General features: G+C 63.8%; 19 protein-coding genes. 10 read left to right on the top strand and 9 right to left on the bottom strand.

The features are described from left to right. Window positions 1-2 precede the first annotated feature (2 nt). The 9 genes from J3474_RS12430 to J3474_RS12390 all read left to right on the top strand — a co-directional run bounded on the left by J3474_RS12430 (window position 3) and on the right by J3474_RS12390 (window position 8,165). Window positions 3-908, top strand: a complete 906-nt coding sequence (locus J3474_RS12430) for a polyprenyl synthetase family protein (protein WP_207094417.1) — start codon at window positions 3-5, stop codon at window positions 906-908. Further along, window positions 908-1,438, top strand: coding sequence for a pantetheine-phosphate adenylyltransferase (coaD, locus tag J3474_RS12425; protein WP_013833551.1), 531 nt, complete (start codon window positions 908-910; stop codon window positions 1,436-1,438). The genes J3474_RS12430 and coaD overlap by 1 nt, the downstream gene beginning before the upstream one ends. Window positions 1,439-1,525: 87 nt before the next feature. Further along, window positions 1,526-2,212: a peptidylprolyl isomerase gene (locus tag J3474_RS12420; protein ID WP_007010970.1), complete on the top strand. Its 687-nt coding sequence runs from the start codon at window positions 1,526-1,528 to the stop codon at window positions 2,210-2,212. 83 nt (window positions 2,213-2,295) lie between these two features. Further along, window positions 2,296-3,324 (top strand): tRNA preQ1(34) S-adenosylmethionine ribosyltransferase-isomerase QueA, encoded by a 1,029-nt coding sequence (gene queA, locus J3474_RS12415; protein ID WP_207094416.1) that lies wholly within the window; start codon window positions 2,296-2,298, stop codon window positions 3,322-3,324. A gap of 88 nt (window positions 3,325-3,412) precedes the next feature. Beyond that, window positions 3,413-4,351, top strand: coding sequence for an ABC transporter ATP-binding protein (locus tag J3474_RS12410; protein ID WP_207094415.1), 939 nt, complete (start codon window positions 3,413-3,415; stop codon window positions 4,349-4,351). After that, on the top strand, window positions 4,348-5,118 hold the full coding sequence (locus tag J3474_RS12405; protein ID WP_007010967.1) for an ABC transporter permease: 771 nt from the start codon (window positions 4,348-4,350) through the stop codon (window positions 5,116-5,118). The genes J3474_RS12410 and J3474_RS12405 overlap by 4 nt, the downstream gene beginning before the upstream one ends. Before the next feature lie 21 nt (window positions 5,119-5,139). Beyond that, a complete protein-coding gene (locus tag J3474_RS12400; RefSeq protein WP_207094414.1) occupies window positions 5,140-6,183 on the top strand; it encodes a YdiY family protein in 1,044 nt (347 codons plus the stop codon). 20 nt (window positions 6,184-6,203) lie between these two features. Beyond that, a complete protein-coding gene (gene tgt, locus J3474_RS12395; protein WP_207094413.1) occupies window positions 6,204-7,331 on the top strand; it encodes a tRNA guanosine(34) transglycosylase Tgt in 1,128 nt (375 codons plus the stop codon). Window positions 7,332-7,517: 186 nt separating this feature from the next. Then, window positions 7,518-8,165: a ParA family protein gene (locus J3474_RS12390; protein WP_207094412.1), complete on the top strand. Its 648-nt coding sequence runs from the start codon at window positions 7,518-7,520 to the stop codon at window positions 8,163-8,165. A 9-nt stretch (window positions 8,166-8,174) separates the two neighbouring features. Here J3474_RS12390 and J3474_RS12385 read toward each other — a convergent pair whose 3' ends face one another. From J3474_RS12385 to rpiB, 7 genes are all read right to left on the bottom strand, one after another. Continuing rightward, complete coding sequence (locus J3474_RS12385; RefSeq protein WP_207094411.1) at window positions 8,175-8,387, bottom strand: hypothetical protein; 213 nt, start codon at window positions 8,385-8,387, stop codon at window positions 8,175-8,177. A gap of 145 nt (window positions 8,388-8,532) precedes the next feature. Then, entirely contained in the window at window positions 8,533-9,147 is a 615-nt protein-coding gene (rpsD, locus tag J3474_RS12380; protein WP_007010962.1) for a 30S ribosomal protein S4, read from the bottom strand. A 226-nt stretch (window positions 9,148-9,373) separates the two neighbouring features. Next, window positions 9,374-10,099, bottom strand: a complete 726-nt coding sequence (locus J3474_RS12375; protein ID WP_207094410.1) for an RNA methyltransferase — start codon at window positions 10,097-10,099, stop codon at window positions 9,374-9,376. After that, on the bottom strand, window positions 10,092-10,589 hold the full coding sequence (gene nrdR, locus J3474_RS12370) for a transcriptional regulator NrdR (protein WP_013833559.1): 498 nt from the start codon (window positions 10,587-10,589) through the stop codon (window positions 10,092-10,094). Before nrdR ends, J3474_RS12375 begins: the two co-directional genes overlap by 8 nt. A gap of 33 nt (window positions 10,590-10,622) precedes the next feature. After that, entirely contained in the window at window positions 10,623-10,850 is a 228-nt protein-coding gene (locus J3474_RS12365; protein WP_041558988.1) for a hypothetical protein, read from the bottom strand. 4 nt (window positions 10,851-10,854) lie between these two features. Then, window positions 10,855-12,153: a serine hydroxymethyltransferase gene (gene glyA / locus J3474_RS12360; protein WP_207094409.1), complete on the bottom strand. Its 1,299-nt coding sequence runs from the start codon at window positions 12,151-12,153 to the stop codon at window positions 10,855-10,857. 20 nt (window positions 12,154-12,173) lie between these two features. Further along, window positions 12,174-12,611: a ribose 5-phosphate isomerase B gene (gene rpiB / locus J3474_RS12355; protein WP_013833561.1), complete on the bottom strand. Its 438-nt coding sequence runs from the start codon at window positions 12,609-12,611 to the stop codon at window positions 12,174-12,176. 221 nt (window positions 12,612-12,832) lie between these two features. Here rpiB and J3474_RS12350 point away from each other — a divergent pair, with 221 nt between their 5' ends. Further along, window positions 12,833-14,362, top strand: a complete 1,530-nt coding sequence (locus J3474_RS12350) for a catalase (RefSeq protein WP_207094408.1) — start codon at window positions 12,833-12,835, stop codon at window positions 14,360-14,362. A gap of 53 nt (window positions 14,363-14,415) precedes the next feature. On the opposite strand, the gene J3474_RS12345 is transcribed toward J3474_RS12350, so the two are convergent. Beyond that, window positions 14,416-14,859: a PaaI family thioesterase gene (locus tag J3474_RS12345; RefSeq protein WP_207094407.1), complete on the bottom strand. Its 444-nt coding sequence runs from the start codon at window positions 14,857-14,859 to the stop codon at window positions 14,416-14,418. A gap of 114 nt (window positions 14,860-14,973) precedes the next feature. Beyond that, window positions 14,974-17,007 (bottom strand): RNA polymerase sigma factor RpoD, encoded by a 2,034-nt coding sequence (gene rpoD / locus J3474_RS12340; RefSeq protein WP_013833563.1) that lies wholly within the window; start codon window positions 17,005-17,007, stop codon window positions 14,974-14,976. Between the last annotated feature and the right edge of the window lie 38 nt (window positions 17,008-17,045).

Raw genomic sequence — 17,045 nt, 5'->3', positions numbered from 1 at the left:
TCGTGGCCCAGGGCGTAACCGACTCGCTGCTCGCAGAGGGTCTTGCGCGCATCGCTTCCGAGATCGACGGCGCTTTCGATGCACTGTTGCCGGTTCCGGAAGATGCGCGCGCGCGCCTGATCGAAGCCATGCGCTATGCCGCGATCGGCGGCGGCAAGCGGCTGCGTCCGCTCCTGCTGACCTCGGTGGCCGAAATGTACGGCGTCGACCGCGGGGCTGCGGTGCGGGCGGCCGTCGCGATCGAGGCGATCCACGTCTATTCGCTGATCCACGATGACCTGCCGTGCATGGACGATGATGCGCTGCGCCATGGCAAGCCGACCGTCCACATCGCTTTCGACGAGGCGACGGCGGTTCTGGCCGGGGATTCGCTGCACGTCTTCGCATTCGAGGTGCTGGCCGATCCGGCGACTTGCGCCGATCCCTTCACCCGCATCGAACTGGTCCAGGCGCTTGGCCATGCCAGCGGCGCGCACGGCATGGCGGGCGGCCAGATGATGGACCTCGTCGCCGAGACGAGCGAGTTCGACCTGCAGACCGTCACCCGCCTGCAACAGCTCAAGACAGGGGCCCTGCTGGGAGCAGCGGTCGAGATGGGCGCGATCCTGGGCCGGGTCTCGCCGGAAGGGCGCACGCACCTTCGCGGCTATGCGCGCGACATCGGGCTTGCCTTCCAGATCGCCGACGACCTGATCGATTATGAAGGCGATGCCGCCACCGCCGGCAAGGCGGTGGGCAAGGACGCCAGCGCCGGGAAGGAAACCTTCGTGTCGCTGCTCGGCCCCGAACGCGCGCGTGAACAGGCGCGGCTGCTGGTTGATCAGGCGATCGCGTACCTTGCGCACTACGGCAAGGAAGCAGACCTGCTGCGCGCCGTGGCGCGCTACATCATCGAGAGGGATCATTGATGACGGCCTTGAAGACCGCTGGCGAACGCGTCGGCGTTTATCCCGGCACTTTCGATCCGATCACGCGCGGTCATGCCGACATCATCCGGCGCGGTGCCAAGCTGGTCGATCGGCTGATCATCGGCGTCACAACCAACATGTCGAAGAACCCGCTGTTCACCCCCGACGAGCGCATCGCGATGGTGGAGCGAGAAGTGGAGAATCTGGGCATCGACAACGTCTCGGTGGTGGGCTTCAACGCACTGCTGATGAAGTTTGCCGAAAAGCAGGGAGCAACGGTGATCGTGCGCGGCCTGCGGGCCGTTGCCGACTTCGAGTACGAGTACCAGATGGCCGGCATGAACCAGCAGCTCAACGCGAACATCGAGACCGTCTTCCTCATGGCCGATGTCAGTCTCCAGCCGATCGCATCCAAGCTGGTGAAGGAGATCGCCATGTTCGGCGGCGATATCTCCAAGTTCGTCAGCCCTGCGGTTCGCGACGACGTGGTCGAACGCATCGCCGCGACCGGCCTCAAGGGCGACTACTGAACAGATCAGTCCGTTTCGTTCATTGTCACGTCATCGCCGGCGCTCTATCGCCCCCCACGATGACTGGCTCCAGCTTGTGAGTAATCGATGAAATTTCGCCTTCCTCTCACCGCGACGATGATCGGGCTTGCGCTGGTGGCTGCACCGGCCCTGGCGAAGAAAAAGGAAGTACCCGCACCGGTCGCACCGGCGCTCTCCCCGGTAGTCGATACCGACATGTCGCACGATCCGCAGAACATCCTGGTGCTGGATCTTTCGGACGGCGGCCGCGTGGCGATCCGCCTGATGCCGGAATGGGCGCCCCACCATGTCGAGCGGATCAAGACGCTGGCCGAGCAGGGCTTCTACAACGGGGTGATCTTCCACCGCGTGATCGACGGCTTCATGGCGCAGACCGGCGACCCGACGGGCACCGGCCAGGGCGGTTCGCAGCTCCCCGACCTCGAGGCCGAATTCAATTCGCTGCCGCACCTGCGCGGCACCGTATCGATGGCGCGCACGAACGATCCGAACAGCGCGAACAGCCAGTTCTTCATCGTTTTCTATCCGCGCTTCTCGCTCGATCACAAGTACACGGTGTTCGGCCGCGTGATCTCGGGCATGCAGTACGTCGATGCGATTCATCGCGGCGAGCCGCCGCAGAACCCGACGCGCATCGTCCAGGCCTCGCTCGCCTCGGACCACAAGGCACCGCCTGCACCGGGCACTGTCGCGGCTTCGGCGACGGCGGCCCCGATCACCGCGGACCAGCTCAGCAATTCCAGTTCCGACTGAGCGCGGCGCAAGGCGGCGCTCAGTCGCGCGCAATCGCAACGCACGATCTTGTCGAAATCCGCGCGCTGCTCTAGCGCGCGGCCATGCGCGTTGACCTCTTCGATTTCGACCTTCCCACCGAACGCATAGCCCTTCGTCCGGCGAGGCCGCGCGATGCCGCGCGGATGCTGGTGGTCGATGGCGATGCGCCGTTCTCGGACCGCCATGTCCGCGACCTGCCACAGATGCTGCGCAAGGGGGACGTGCTGGTCTTCAACGACACCCGCGTCATTCCCGCCCAGCTCGAAGGCCGCCGGGGCGAAGCGCGGATCGGCGCGACCCTGCACAAGCGCATCGACCTGCGCCGCTGGCAGGCCTTCGTGCGCAACGCCAAGCGCCTCAGGCCCGGCGACCGGGTCGAGTTTCCGGCCGAAGTTACCGCGATTGCGGAAGCGCGGCACGAAGACGGCAGCTGGACGCTCGCCTTCGAGGGCGACGAACCGGTCGAAGTGCTGCTCGAGCGGGCAGGGCGCATGCCGCTGCCGCCCTACATCGCCGGCAAGCGCGATACCGATGAGGCCGACCGCTCGGACTACCAGACGATGTTCGCGCGCGAGAAGGGCGCGGTTGCCGCCCCGACTGCGGCGCTGCACTTCACCCCTGAACTCGTCGAGCGGCTCGATGAAGCCGGCATCGCCCGCGAGACGCTTACGCTCCATGTCGGGGCGGGTACCTTCCTGCCGGTGAAGGCCGACGATACCAGCGATCACAAGATGCATGCGGAATGGGGGCGGATCGACCAGGCCACGGCGAACCGTCTCAATGCCGCGCGCGCCGCTGGCGGTCGCCTGATTGCCGTAGGCACGACAAGCCTGCGCCTGCTGGAAAGTGCCGCAGGCGAGGATGACGTGATCCGGCCCTTCGAAGGCGACACCTCGATCTTCATCACCCCGGGCTATCGCTTCAAGGCGATCGACGGATTGATGACGAACTTCCACCTGCCCAAGTCGACCCTGTTCATGCTGGTCAGCGCACTGATGGGTCTGGACAAGATGCAGGCGGTCTATGCCCACGCCATCGGCGCGCAATACCGCTTCTATTCCTACGGCGATTCCAGCCTGTTGCTCCCCTGACTGGATACAGGCGGTCCAACTTGTGGGAATTGCGTCGCAATCTCACGGTCCAGGTCTTGGAACTGCCATCGTCATGCCCCATCAAGGCATGATGGAATCCATTCTTGAAATTCGCGGTCTCACCAAGACTTACGCGGGCGGCTTTACCGCGCTTCACGGCGTCGACCTCGAAATCCGCAAGGGCGAGATCTTTGCCCTGCTGGGCCCGAACGGGGCAGGCAAGACGACCTTGATCGGAGCGGTGTGCGGACTGGTGCGGCCCAGTGCGGGCACGATCCGCGTTTTCGGCGAAGATCTGCGCTCGCACTGGCGCAGCTTGCGCGCCCGGATCGGACTGGTGCCGCAGGAACTGGCGACCGACATGTTCGAAACGGTCATGCACACGGTCAATTATTCGCGCGGGCTGTTCGGACTCCCGCCGGACGCGGACAAGATCGAGGAGATCCTCAAGGCGCTCAGCCTGTGGGACAAGCGCAATGAGCAGATCCGCGCCCTGTCAGGTGGCATGAAGCGCCGCGTGCTGATCGCCAAGGCGCTGGCACACGAACCGCAGCTTCTGTTTCTTGACGAGCCGACCGCGGGCGTCGACGTCGAACTGCGCCGCGACATGTGGCAGCAGATCGCCAAGCTGCGCGACCTGGGCACCACGATCATCCTGACGACGCACTACATCGAAGAGGCCGAGGAAATGGCCGACCGGGTCGGCATCATCCAGGCCGGACGGATCCGCATGGTCGAGCGGACGTCGGTCATGATGAAGCAGCTTGGCAGGACAGAAGCGCACATCGCGCTGGCCCAGCCGCTTTCGGACATTCCTGCGTCGCTGGAGCGCTTCGCGGTCACTCTTGGCGATGGCGGCACTGAACTGTGTTATCGCGGAGGCGACGGCGCGGGGGGCGGCAAGGCCGAAGTGGCCGAACTGACCAAGACGCTGGTCGCAGCCGGCATCGACTATACTTCCATCGATATTCGCGAATCGAGCCTCGAAGAGATCTTCGTCAATCTGCTTGAAGGAGAGGCGAAGTGATCGCATTCAACGCCCGCAGCGCCTGGACCATCTACAAGCGCGAAGTCTCGCGCGCGCTGCGCACCGCCATGCAGTCCATCCTTGGTCCGGTGCTGACTACCGTGCTTTATTTCGTCGTCTTCGGCGCGGCCATCGGTGGCCGTATGCAGACGATGGACGGGGTCAATTACGGGGCCTTCATCGTGCCCGGCCTGCTTTTGCTCACGCTGCTCAGCGAAAGTACGTCCAACGGCAGCTTCGGCATCTACATGCCGCGTTTCACCGGAGCGATCTACGAGTTGCTCTCCGCACCGGTCGGCACGGCCGAGACGCTGGTGGGCTTCGTCGGGGCGGCAGCGACCAAGTCGCTGATCCTCGCCGCGATCATCCTGGGGACGGCGACCTTCTTCGTCGACTACACGATCCTGCACCCGCTCTACACACTGGGCTTCATCCTGCTGGTATCGGCAAGTTTCTCGCTATTCGGCTTCATTCTCGGGATCTGGGCTGACAGTTTCGAGAAGCTGGGCATCGTGCCGGTCCTGTTCATCGTTCCGCTGACCTTCCTCGGCGGTACGTTCTATTCGATCGACGTCCTGCCCGAACCCTGGCGCTCGGTGGCCATGGCTAACCCGGTCGTCTATCTCGTCAACGGTCTGCGCTGGTGCTTCTATGGCAGCTCGGACTTCTCGATTGCCACTTCGCTGGGGATGACTCTGGCGTTCCTCGCGATTTGCGTGGCCTTCATCGCATGGATCTTCAAGACGGGCTGGCGCCTGCGTTCCTGATTTCATAGATTCGATTCGGTCATGCCCTTGAAGACGTTCCTCCCGGTCGCCCTCCCGTCCCTGCTGCTTGCCGTCCCCGTTCAGGCCCAGCCTCTCGAAGAGCCGAGGCTTTCGGTCGACGAAGGGCTGGTGGATTTCGCGCCCGAACCGCTGCGCCTGGACCTGCCGGACTATCCCTGGCCGACGCCGTTCATCGAAGTCCCGCCGCCCAGCCTGCCCAAGAACGTCAAGGCGATGATCGAGGCGGCAATCGATACGGACGATTCCGCAACGGTGGCCGCCGTCGTGAAGATGGCGATCGAGACGCAGCCTTACGACAAGGCCGAGATCAAGGCGATGCACCGCGCCTATCTCGACGACAAGGCCGCCCGCCTCGCAGCCAAGACCGAGGCCGAAACGCGCCGCATTCGCGAATCGGGCGTGCTGGAACTGTGGAAGGGACAGATCGAACTCGGCGCCTTCCACAGCACCGGCAACACCACGAACTTCGGTTTCACCGGCGCGCTCAAGCTCGATCGCAAGGGGATCGACTGGGAGCACCTGATCCTTGCGACAGCGGACTACCAGAAGGATTCGGGCACCGTCACGCGGGAGAAGTACGGGGCCAGCTACCAGCCACGCTATACCATCAATGACGGTGTCTTTACCTACGGCCGCCTGCAGTACGAGAAGGACGAGATCCAGGGCTATCGAGACCGCTTCTCGTTCTCGGGAGGTTTGGGTTACCGCCTCATCAAACGCCGCAACATGACGCTGTCGGTCGAGGCAGGTCCTGCGGTGCGCCGAACGAACTACATCGACGATCCCTCGGAGACCACCTGGTCGGCGCTGACTTCGCTCGATTTCGACTGGAAGCTCAACGGGACACTGGCGCTGAGCCAGGATGCTTCGAGCTATGTCGGATCCGACAACAGCACCTTCACTTCGCTCACCGGGATCGAGGCGGGGATGGCGAAGGGCCTCAAGGCCAAGCTGTCCTATTCCATAGAGCATGAAACCGCGCCGCCGGCCGGCTCGCTCAAGACCGATACGATTTCGCGGTTCTCACTGGTCTACGGCTTCTGACCGGTCTAACGGACGCGGCCATGAACCCGCGTTTCGAATTCTCCATCCACGCCACCGACGGCAAGGCGCGCACCGGCGTCATCAAGATGCGCCGCGGCGAGATCCGCACGCCCGCCTTCATGCCGGTGGGAACTGCCGCCACGGTCAAGGCGATGAAGCCCGAGAGCGTGCGCGCGACCGGCGCCGACATCATTCTGGGCAATACCTATCACCTGATGCTGCGCCCGGGCGCCGAGCGCGTCGCGCGTCTTGGCGGCCTGCACAAGTTCATGAACTGGGACCGGCCTATCCTTACCGACAGCGGCGGCTATCAGGTCATGAGCCTGTCCGACCTTCGCAAGATCACCGAGGAGGGGGTGACGTTTGCCAGCCACCTCGACGGTTCGCGGCACATGCTCAGCCCCGAACGCTCGATGGAGATCCAGCGCCTGCTCGGCTCTGACATCGTCATGTGCTTCGATGAATGTCCGAAGATCGACCAGCCGCGCGACGTGATTGCCCGCTCGATGGAAATGTCGATGCGCTGGGCGAGGCGCAGCCGCGACGGTTTTGACAGTGGCGGCGAACATGCCGCCAATTCCGCGCTTTTCGGAATCCAGCAGGGCGCCCTCGACGAAGGCTTGCGCCAGGTCAGTGCCGATGCCCTCGTCGATATCGGCTTCGATGGCTACGCGATCGGCGGCCTCGCCGTGGGCGAGGGGCAGGAAGCGATGTTCGCCACGCTCGAGTTTGCCCCCGGGCAGTTGCCTGTCGATCGGCCACGCTATCTTATGGGCGTGGGCAAGCCTGACGATCTCGTCGGTGCGGTCGAGCGCGGGGTCGACATGTTCGACTGCGTGTTGCCCACGCGCTCAGGGCGCAATGGCCAGGCCTTCACCTGGAATGGTCCGCTCAACATGCGCAACGCGCGTCATGCCGAAGATAACGGCCCCATCGACGAGCGCTGCAAGTGCCCGACCTGCGGCACTTACAGCCGAGCCTATCTGCATCACCTGATCCGCTCCGGCGAGATCCTGGGCGCAATGCTGCTGACCGAGCACAACGTCTCGTTCTACCAGCAGCTCATGCAGACCATGCGCGATGCAATCGCCGAGAGCCGTTTTGCCGCCTTCGCTGCCGATTTCCGCCGGGATTACCTGAGAAAGTAATCGCGCCCGGGGCAGGCCCACGCGGACCCTGCGGCAAGTCTTTCGACCGTTCCCGTGCAGGTTTCGCGGGACAATGTCGCGCGGCTATGGACAAGGGCCGGCATCACCCGGACACTCCCCTGACCGGCATTTCCCACTCGAATCGGATTTTCCGGTGCCGGAGCAGCAGGACAGGGGGCGTTGTTCATGCCGACTATCGCGATCGTCAGCCAGAAGGGCGGCTCGGGCAAGACGACCATGGCGCTCCATCTGGCCACCAGCGCCGTCTATGCCGGCCGGGAAACCTGCGTCATCGACACCGATCCTCAAGCCACCTCCGCGACCTGGGGGGACTGGCGGGGCGATTTCAAGCCGGAAGTCATGACCTGCCCGCCGGTACGCCTGTTCAGCACGATAGAGAAGGCGCGGCGCGGCGGCGCCGAACTGATCGTCATCGATACCCCGCCGCACGGGGACACGGCATCGCGTGAGGCGGTGCGCGTGGCCGATCTCGTCCTGATCCCGACCCGTGCCCGCGCCTTCGACCTTCATGCCCTCGAGGCGACAGCCGGGCTGATGTCCTATGCGCGCAAGCCGGCCTTCGTCGTCTTCAACGCGGTTCCAGCGCGGGCCACCCGCATGATCGAGGAAGCGACGAAGGCGGCCGAGGCAATGGGCCTGCAGGTCTGTCCGATCCAGTTCGGTGAAAGGGCTGCCTTTCACCGCTCCTCAGGCACGGGAGAGGTTGCCGCAGAGATCGAGCCGGACGGCAAGGCCGCGGGCGAAGTCGACGCCCTGTGGAAATGGGCATCGGGCCACATCACGTTGAAGCCACTTCCCGGCCAGGGAGCATAAGGCCCGTTTTCAGGCCGGAGCCTTGTGCAGTTCGGCGGCGTTGCCCTGTCTGGCGCCGCGCGCCTTCATGACCTCAAGCCGGGTGCCGACGTAGGCCACGAATCGGCCGGTTCTGGAATCGAGAAAGCCTGCCCCGATCTCGCAGGCGAAGCGCTTTGCGGTATCGAGATCGGGGTACCATTTGCCGGTGCGGTGGGGAGTGATGAAACGGTATCGCTGCATGACGATGGTCAAATGCGCGAAGTCTGCTTCAGTTTCCTGACAAGGGCTTCGAATCGTGTATTTTTTGAGGGTGTCTGCCCATGCGAAAAGGGCGGCCCCGGAAGGACCGCCCTCTTGCTGAATTCCGTCTCCGGAAAACCGTGACTTAGCGCGAGTAGAACTCGACGACCAGGTTCGGTTCCATCTTCACCGGATAGGGCACTTCGTCGAGCGAGGGCACGCGAACGAAGGTGACCTTGTCGTTGCCGTCGGGCGCGACATAGTCGGGAACTTCACGCTCGGGCAGGCTCTGCGCTTCGATGATCAGCGCCATTTCCTTGGCCTTGTTGCCGAGGCTGACGACGTCACCGACCTTCACGCGACGCGAAGCGATGTTGCACTTCACGCCGTTGACGCGGATGTGGCCGTGCGAAACGATCTGGCGAGCCGCGAAGATCGTCGGCGCGAACTTGGCGCGGTACACGATCATGTCGAGGCGCTGCTCGAGCAGGCCGATCAGGTTCTGACCGGTGTCGCCCTTCATCTTCGACGCTTCCTGGTAGGTGCGCTTGAACTGCTTCTCGGTCACGTCGCCGTAGTAGCCCTTGAGCTTCTGCTTGGCGCGCAGCTGGATGCCGTAGTCCGAGAGCTTGCCCTTGCGGCGCTGGCCGTGCTGGCCCGGGCCGTAGCTGCGGCGGTTGACCGAGCTCTTGGGGCGACCCCAGATGTTCTCGCCCATGCGGCGGTCGAGTTTGTACTTGGCGCTCTTGCGCTTCGACATGTGTCGTCTCCGTTCTGCTTGTCGCCAGGCCACCTTGGCCAGCGATCCGTGTTGTCCCGGGGCGCACCAACCAGCCGTACTTCGCTGGTTGCGGCCGCCGCTTCACCGGGGTGCGGGGCCGAATGGACGGATCTGCCGAAACAGGCAGGCGCCATGTGAAGGCGTGGCCCTTACGGGGTTGTCAGGGAATGTCAAGCGCGCCGAGGCATTCGCGCGCGAAACCGGCTCAATCGCGCTTGCGCCGGGCGTCCTCCAGCGTGCTGAGAATGCCGCGCAAGGTGCGTACTTCCAGGTGATTCCAGCCCGGCTTGGTCAGCAGGTTGCGCAAGGTCAGGCGATTGGCCGCCGCGCGCGTTTCGGGCCAGAAGTAGTTCTTGGTCTCCAGGAATCGCTCGAAATGGCCGATCAGGCCTTCCAGTTCGTCCTGCGGGGCAGGGGGGAGCAGCTCTTCTGCCGTCGGCTGTGCCAGATCGGCGCCCTTCGACCATTCGTAGGCGCACAGGATCACCGCCTGCGCCAGGTTGAGCGAAGCGAATTCCGGATTGATCGGAACGGTCAGAATTGCGCGGGCCAGCGCCACGTCCTCGGTTTCCAGGCCCGAGCGTTCCGGTCCGAAGACATAGGCGGATCGGCCCGGCGCGGTATGGATTTCGCGCGCAGCCTGCTCGGGCGTGACCACCGGCTTGGTGACGCCGCGCTTGCGAACGGTCGTCGCATAGACATTGGCGCAGTCGGCAACGGCATCGGCGAGCGTTTCGTAAACCTGCGCTCCATCGAGCACCTGGTCGGCGCTGGCGGCCGCGGGTCCGGCGGAGGGGTTCGGCCAGCCGTCACGCGGCGAGACGAGCCGCATTTCGGTAAGCCCGAAGTTCAGCATGGCCCGCGCGGCCTTGCCGATGTTCTCACCCAGCTGCGGCCGTACGAGGACGATGACGGGCTGGTTGTCAGCCATTGGTGGAAGTTCCTTCATCATCGGCAACATCGCGCACGGTTCCGGCGAATTCCTCGAAGTCCCTGGCCTCGTTGAAAGCACGGTAGACCGAGGCAAACCGGATGTAGGCGACCGAATCGAGCTGGCGCAGCCCGTCCATCACCATTTCGCCGATTTCGCGGGAGGCCACTTCGGCTTCGCCCGAGGTTTCGATCTGGCGCTGCACGCCGGAAACGAGCTGGTCGATCTTTTCGCGGTCGATACCGCGCTTGCGGCAAGCCAGCGTGACCGATTGCTCGATCTTGGAGCGGTCGAAAGGCTCGCGCCGCGGCTCCTCGTTCTCGCCGCCGGTCTTGACCACGGTGATCTCACGAAGCTGGACGCGTTCGAAAGTCGTGAAGCGCGCGCCGCAGCTGGAGCACTGGCGGCGACGGCGGATCGCGGTGTTGTCCTCGGTCGGGCGGCTGTCCTTGACCTGGGAATCGTCGTGGGCGCAGAACGGACAGCGCATTTACGAGGGAACTTCCTTGAAAAGAGGGCGCGGTCAGTCGGGCCGGACGCGCTTGTAGAACTTGTATCCGGCACCTGCGGCAAGGCCGAGGCCGATCGATACGAAGGGCAGCATCGCGCCTGCAACCGCACCCATCGCCCCCCAGACGAGCACCGGCCTGGTCGAAGGATGGTCGAGACCATCCTGGAGCATTCCGGCAAGCTCATGGCGCGCATCGCTGACGAAGCTGCCATTGTCCTGGGGGCGACGGGGGTCGGTCATCGTATCAGTCCTCGTAGATCGGGAAGCGGTCACACAAGGCTTCTACGCGTGCGCGCACGTTCTGTTCCACTTGCGCATCACCTTCTTCGCCGCACTTGGCCAGACCGTCGAGCACGTCGGCGACCATATTGCCGATCTCGCGGAATTCCTCGACCCCGAAGCCGCGGGTGGTGCCCGCAGGCGAACCGACGCGGATGCCGCTGGTCTTCATCGGCGGCAGCGGGTCGAACGGAATGCCGTTCTTGTTGCAGGTGATGCCGGCACGCTCGAGCGCTTCGTCGGCGTCCTTGCCGGTCACGCCGAGCGGCGAGAGGTCGATCAGCGCAAGGTGCGTGTCGGTGCCACCCGAGACGATCTCGGCGCCGCGTGCCTTGAGCGTTTCGGCAAGGGCCTTGGCGTTCTCGACGACCTTCTTGCTGTAGTCCTTGAAATCGGGACGCAGCGCTTCACCGAAAGCCACGGCCTTGGCGGCGATGACATGCATCAGCGGACCGCCCTGCAGGCCGGGGAACACGGCTGAGTTGATCTTCTTGGCCAGCGCCTCGTCATTGGTGAGGATCATGCCGCCGCGCGGACCGCGCAGGGTCTTGTGCGTGGTGGTGGTGGCGATGTGCGCGTGCGGGAACGGCGAGGGGTGCACGCCCGCGGCCACGAGGCCCGCGAAGTGCGCCATGTCGACCTGGAACAGCGCGCCCACGCTGTCGGCGATCTCGCGCATGCGCTTGAAATCGATCACGCGCGGATAGGCCGAGCCGCCGGCGATGATCAGCTTGGGCTGGTGTTCCTTGGCGAGAGCCTCGACCTGGTCGTAGTCGATCAGGTGGGTGTCCTTGGTCACGCCGTACTGCACCGCGTTGAACCACTTGCCCGAAAGCGCGGCGCGCGCGCCGTGGGTGAGGTGGCCGCCGGCATCGAGGCTCATGCCCATGACCGTATCGCCGGGCTTGACCGTCGCGAGCAGGACCGCACCGTTGGCCTGTGCGCCCGAGTGGGGCTGGACGTTCGCGAAGCCGCAGTCGAAAAGCTGCTTGGCGCGTTCGATGGCCAGCGTCTCGACTTCGTCGGAAGGCTCGCAGCCCTGGTAGTAGCGCTTGCCCGGGTAGCCTTCGGCGTACTTGTTGGTGAGGACCGAGCCCTGCGCTTCAAGCACGGCCTTGGAGACGATGTTCTCCGAGGCGATCAGCTCGATCTGCTTGCGCTCGCGCTTGAGTTCCTTGCCGATGGCCTTGGCGACGGCAGGATCGCTGTCCGCGATCGTGTCGGTGAAGAAGCCGGGGGAACGGATGGCAGTTTCGACGGTCATGTTCGTTGGACCTCTTCGGATCAGCTTTTGGGGTTGGAGAGTTTCTCGACGCGCCCGGCGTGGCGACCACCGCCGAATTCGGTCGAGAGGAATGCGTCCAGGCAGGCCTTGGCCATGTCCTCGCCGGTCAGGCGTGCGCCCATGGCGATGACGTTGGCATCGTTGTGCTCCCGCGCGAGGGCGGCCGACAGCGGCTCCGAGACGAGCGCGCAGCGGCACTTGGGATCGCGGTTGACGGCGATCGAGATGCCGATGCCCGAACCGCACAGCGCCACGCCAAATTCGGCGGTGCCGTCGGCAACGACCGAGGCGAGCTTGTAGCCATAGTCGGGATAGTCGACGCGGTCTGCGGTTTCAGGGCCGAGGTCTGCGACTTCGTGGCCGAGATCGATGAGGTATTCGCGCAGCGTCGCCTTGAGGTCGACGGCGGCGTGGTCGGATGCGATGGCGATGCGCATGTTCGTTCCGTGGCAGTTCCGGGAATCGGGTTCGCGACGCGCCTTAGTGCGATACGCCCCGGAAGGCCACCGCAATAAGACCTCGGCGGTGACATGGAGTGTCCGGCGGGATTTGGCAAGAACGGGCCGGGATGAGGACTTCTCCGGATCGGCCTCGGAACTACCGGCGAGTTCGGCGTGTTGGATAGGGGTATCGCAAACCCAGTCCGGAGGACACGACCTTGGCCGACGAAACCATTCCCCCCACGACCACCGATGCCGGCATTCGCGTCCAGAGCGACGAGCATTCCCTGACTGTGGGTCGCGACGGGCCGATCGTGCTTAACGACCATTATCTGCTTGAGCAGATGGCGAATTTCAACCGGGAGCGCATTCCCGAGCGCCAGCCCCATGCCAAGGGCAGCGGGGCCTTCGGTCATTTCGAGGTGACCAATGACGTCTCGCGCTATACCAAGGCGAAAGTCTTCCAGCCCGGCGCCAGGGTCCAGACCTTGGCCCGCTTCTCTACCGTTGCAGGTGAGCGCGGCAGTCCGGACACCTGGCGCGATCCGCGCGGCTTTGCCGTGAAGTTCTACACCGAGGACGGCAATTTCGACATGGTCGGCAACAACACGCCGATTTTCTTCATACGCGATCCGATGAAGTTCCAGCACTTCATCCGCAGCCAGAAGCGCCGCGCCGACAACGGCCTTCGCGATCACGACATGCAGTGGGACTTCTGGACGCTTTCACCGGAAAGTGCGCATCAGGTTACCTATCTCATGGGCGACCGCGGCGTACCGAAAACCTGGCGAGAGATGAACGGCTATTCCAGCCACACCTACTCGCTGGTCAATGCCTCGGGTGAGAAGTTCTGGGTGAAGTTCCACTTCAAGACCGATCTCGGCGACGGGAATGCCTACCTTTCCCAGGATGAGGCCGACGAGATGGCGGGAAAGGACGGCGACTTCCATCGGCGCGACCTGTTCGATGCCATTGCGCGCGGCGACCATCCGAGCTGGACGCTCTACTGGCAGGTCATGTCGTTCGAGGACGCGAAGACCTATCGCATCAATCCCTTCGACCTCACCAAGGTCTGGCCGCATTCGGACTATCCCCTCATCGAGGTCGGCAAGCTCACGCTTGACCGCAATCCAACCGATTTCCATACCGAGATCGAGCAGGCCGCGTTCGAGCCCAACAACATGGTGCCTGGCATCGGCCTGTCTCCCGACAAGATGCTGCTGGCACGCGGGTTTGCCTACTCCGATGCCCATCGCGCGCGACTGGGCGTGAACTACAAGCAGATTCCGGTGAACAAGCCGCAGTGCCCGGTCTTCAGTTATTCGAAGGATGGGACAGGACGTACCGAGAACGTGTCCGATCCGGTCTATGCGCCCAACAGCTACGGCGGTCCGGCCGCGCAGCCCGACCTCTCCGGCGAAGCGGGCCTGTGGTACGCGGACGGGGAAATGGTGCGCTCGGCCTATACGCCGCGCAAGGATGACGACGATGTCAGCCAGCCGCGGGCGCTCATCCGCGACGTGATGGACGATGCCGCGCGCGCAAGGCTCGTGATGAATATCGTCGGCCACCTGTGCGACGGGGTGTCGGAGAAAGTTCTCACGCGCGCGTTCGATTACTGGAAGGCCATCGACGCGGAGACCGGTGAGAAAGTCGAAAAGGGCGTGCGCGAGAAACTGGGCGGCAAATCCGAGGCACCCGGAATGGCCTCGGCCGAAGCGATCGCGGAGCAAGAGCTCGCCGAATAATCGGCCTTTCCCGCATGAAGAAGAAAAGCCCCGCTTCGGCGGGGCTTTTTCTTTCAGGGGAGTGCATATCCCACGGTAGACTGGGCGATCAGACGATCCTCGCTGCGCTGCCAGATACGCACATCGATGCTCGCAAGCCGTCTGCCAAGCTTGAGGATGCGCGCGTCGGCGTGGATCGGCTCGAAGCGGCAGGCGCGCAGGAACGAGATCGAGAGGGCGTTGGTGACCGCCATCGCCTCTGGCCCGTTGTGCGCGGCGATCACTGCATAGGCGGCCACGTCAACCAGCGCCATCAGCGAAGGTCCGGAGACGATGTTCCCCGGGCGCCGCATCGACGGGTCCGGATCGAGCCGCATGCGCAAGTGGTTGAGCGCGAGACTTTCGACCTCGCCCAGCAACGGGCGAGTGCTCTCGGGAAACGTCTCATCGAGGAACTCGGCCACCTGCGCCTTTGTCAGACGCAGGGTCAGGCCGGATGGGCTGGCGGTGTCGGTCATGACACAGGGTTAGCGGCAGGCGGGCGCTTCGGCCATATCGGAGAGTACCGTTGCTGCCCTCCGGCTCCGGACACCGGACAAGAAAAACCCCGCCGAAGCGGGGCTTTTCCGTCATTACTGGTCCAGGAACGAGCGCATCTTGCGGCTGCGGCTCGGGTGCTTGAGCTTCCTCAGCGCCTTGGCCTCGATCTGGCGGATACGTTCGCGGGTCACCGAGAATTGCTGGCCGACTTCTTCCAGCGTGTGATCGGTGTTCATGCCGATGCCGAAGCGCATGCGCAGCACGCGTTCCTCACGCGGTGTGAGGCTGGCAAGCACGCGGGTGACCGTTTCCTTGAGGTTCGCCTGAATCGCCGCGTCCACCGGGATGATCGCGTTCTTGTCCTCGATGAAATCGCCCAGGTGCGAATCTTCCTCATCGCCGATCGGCGTTTCGAGGCTGATCGGTTCCTTGGCGATCTTCATCACCTTGCGGACCTTCTCGAGCGGCATCGAGAGACGCTCGGCCATTTCTTCCGGCGTCGGTTCGCGGCCCTGCTCGTGCAGGAACTGGCGGCTTGTGCGAACCAGCTTGTTGATCGTCTCGATCATGTGGACCGGGATACGGATGGTGCGGGCCTGGTCCGCGATCGAGCGGGTGATGGCCTGCCTGATCCACCAGGTCGCGTAAGTCGAGAACTTGTAGCCGCGGCGGTACTCGAACTTGTCGACCGCCTTCATCAGGCCGATGTTGCCTTCCTGAATCAGGTCCAGGAACTGCAGGCCGCGGTTGGTGTACTTCTTGGCGATCGAGATCACCAGGCGCAGGTTCGCTTCGACCATTTCCTTCTTGGCGATGCGCGCCTCGCGCTCACCCTTCTGGACCATGTTGACGATGCGGCGAAACTCGGGGAGCGCCATGCCGGTGGCAGCGGCGATGTCCGAGATTTCCGAACGGATGCGCTCGACCGAATCGGCCTCGTTTTCAGCGAAAGCGGCCCACTTCTTGTCCTTCCTGGACATTTCCGGGAGCCAGCTGTCGTCGAGTTCACGGCCGACGTAAGTGTTCAGGAAGTCTGCACGCTTGACCTTGTGCCGCTCTGCAAGGCGCAGCATCTGCCCGCCCAGCGTCGTCAGGCGGCGGTTGAAGGCGTAAAGGTTGTCGACCAGATACTCGATCTTGGTCGCGTGAAACTGCACCGATTCCACCTGCGCGGTCAGTTCCTCGCGCAGCTGCTGGTAGTGATCTTCCTTGGCGGTCGGGAAGTCGATGCCGAGCGCGAGAGCGTCCAGACGCTCCGACTGCAGCTTTTCGAAAGCCTGGAACAGCTCGGTGATTCGCGCGAACTTCTCGAGCGCTTCGGGCTTGAGGGCAGCTTCCATCTGCGCGAGGCTGAGGGTGTTGTCTTCCTCGTCCTCGTCGCGCTGGCGTTCGCTGCGGCCTTCGCCGTCTTCGCCTTCCTCACCGTCAGCCGACTCTTCTTCTTCCTCGTCGTCGTCTTCCTTGTACGAGGGCCCCGCGGTGGCTTCGCTGATCTCGCCGTCGTCGTCGCTCTCGCCGTCCTCGTTGAGGCTTTCGGGCGCAGGCTCCTTCGAGAGCATGGCGTCGAGATCGAGGATCTCGCGCAGTTGCATTTCACCGTTGTTGAGCGCTTCGGACCACTGGATGATGGCGTGGAAGGTGATCGGGCTTTCGCACAGGCCCAGGATCATCATGTCGCGGCCGGCTTCGATGCGCTTGGCGATGGCGATTTCGCCCTCACGGCTGAGCAGTTCGACCGCGCCCATCTCGCGCAGGTACATGCGCACCGGATCGTCGGTACGCTCGACCGTTTCCTTTTTCTTCGTCTCGGCGACCATCTTGGGCGCCGATTCGTCCGAATCGACTTCTTCGACGTCGTTATCGTTATCGTTATCGTCGTCGCTCTGGCCGTCCTCGTCGCTCTCGACGATGTTGACGCCCATCTCGGAGATGGCCGCCATGATGTCCTCGATCTGCTCGGACGACATCTGGTCCTGCGGCAGGGCCTCGTTCAATTCGTCGTAGGTGATCACACCGCGGCGCTTCGCACGCGCGATCAGCTTCTTGATCGAAGCTTCGTTGAGATCGATCAGCGGCGCGTCGGTGCCGTCGTTCTTGTCGCCGCTGCTGTCGTCGTTTCTGCTCATTCCACCGCCGTTTATTCGTGCCGAACACCTCGATTATA

Source organism: Novosphingobium sp. PY1 (assembly GCF_017312445.1).
Taxonomy (GTDB): Bacteria; Pseudomonadota; Alphaproteobacteria; order Sphingomonadales; family Sphingomonadaceae; genus Novosphingobium.
The sequence above is the reverse complement of the archived record's forward strand: the minus strand, read 5'-3'. Positions and strand labels throughout refer to the sequence as shown.

Bases quoted from the DNA above. Each gene is read 5' to 3' on its own strand.
- coaD (WP_013833551.1), top strand. From the start codon at position 908: ATGACGGCCTTGAAGACCGCTGGCGAACGCGTCGGCGTTTATCCCGGC.
- J3474_RS12420 (WP_007010970.1), top strand. From the start codon at position 1,526: ATGAAATTTCGCCTTCCTCTCACCGCGACGATGATCGGGCTTGCGCTG.
- queA (WP_207094416.1), top strand. From the start codon at position 2,296: ATGCGCGTTGACCTCTTCGATTTCGACCTTCCCACCGAACGCATAGCC.
- J3474_RS12410 (WP_207094415.1), top strand. From the start codon at position 3,413: ATGATGGAATCCATTCTTGAAATTCGCGGTCTCACCAAGACTTACGCG.
- J3474_RS12400 (WP_207094414.1), top strand. From the start codon at position 5,140: ATGCCCTTGAAGACGTTCCTCCCGGTCGCCCTCCCGTCCCTGCTGCTT.
- tgt (WP_207094413.1), top strand. From the start codon at position 6,204: ATGAACCCGCGTTTCGAATTCTCCATCCACGCCACCGACGGCAAGGCG.
- J3474_RS12390 (WP_207094412.1), top strand. From the start codon at position 7,518: ATGCCGACTATCGCGATCGTCAGCCAGAAGGGCGGCTCGGGCAAGACG.
- J3474_RS12385 (WP_207094411.1), bottom strand. From the start codon at position 8,387: ATGCAGCGATACCGTTTCATCACTCCCCACCGCACCGGCAAATGGTAC.
- rpsD (WP_007010962.1), bottom strand. From the start codon at position 9,147: ATGTCGAAGCGCAAGAGCGCCAAGTACAAACTCGACCGCCGCATGGGC.
- J3474_RS12375 (WP_207094410.1), bottom strand. From the start codon at position 10,099: ATGGCTGACAACCAGCCCGTCATCGTCCTCGTACGGCCGCAGCTGGGT.
- nrdR (WP_013833559.1), bottom strand. From the start codon at position 10,589: ATGCGCTGTCCGTTCTGCGCCCACGACGATTCCCAGGTCAAGGACAGC.
- J3474_RS12365 (WP_041558988.1), bottom strand. From the start codon at position 10,850: ATGACCGACCCCCGTCGCCCCCAGGACAATGGCAGCTTCGTCAGCGAT.
- glyA (WP_207094409.1), bottom strand. From the start codon at position 12,153: ATGACCGTCGAAACTGCCATCCGTTCCCCCGGCTTCTTCACCGACACG.
- rpiB (WP_013833561.1), bottom strand. From the start codon at position 12,611: ATGCGCATCGCCATCGCATCCGACCACGCCGCCGTCGACCTCAAGGCG.
- J3474_RS12345 (WP_207094407.1), bottom strand. From the start codon at position 14,859: ATGACCGACACCGCCAGCCCATCCGGCCTGACCCTGCGTCTGACAAAG.
- rpoD (WP_013833563.1), bottom strand. From the start codon at position 17,007: ATGAGCAGAAACGACGACAGCAGCGGCGACAAGAACGACGGCACCGAC.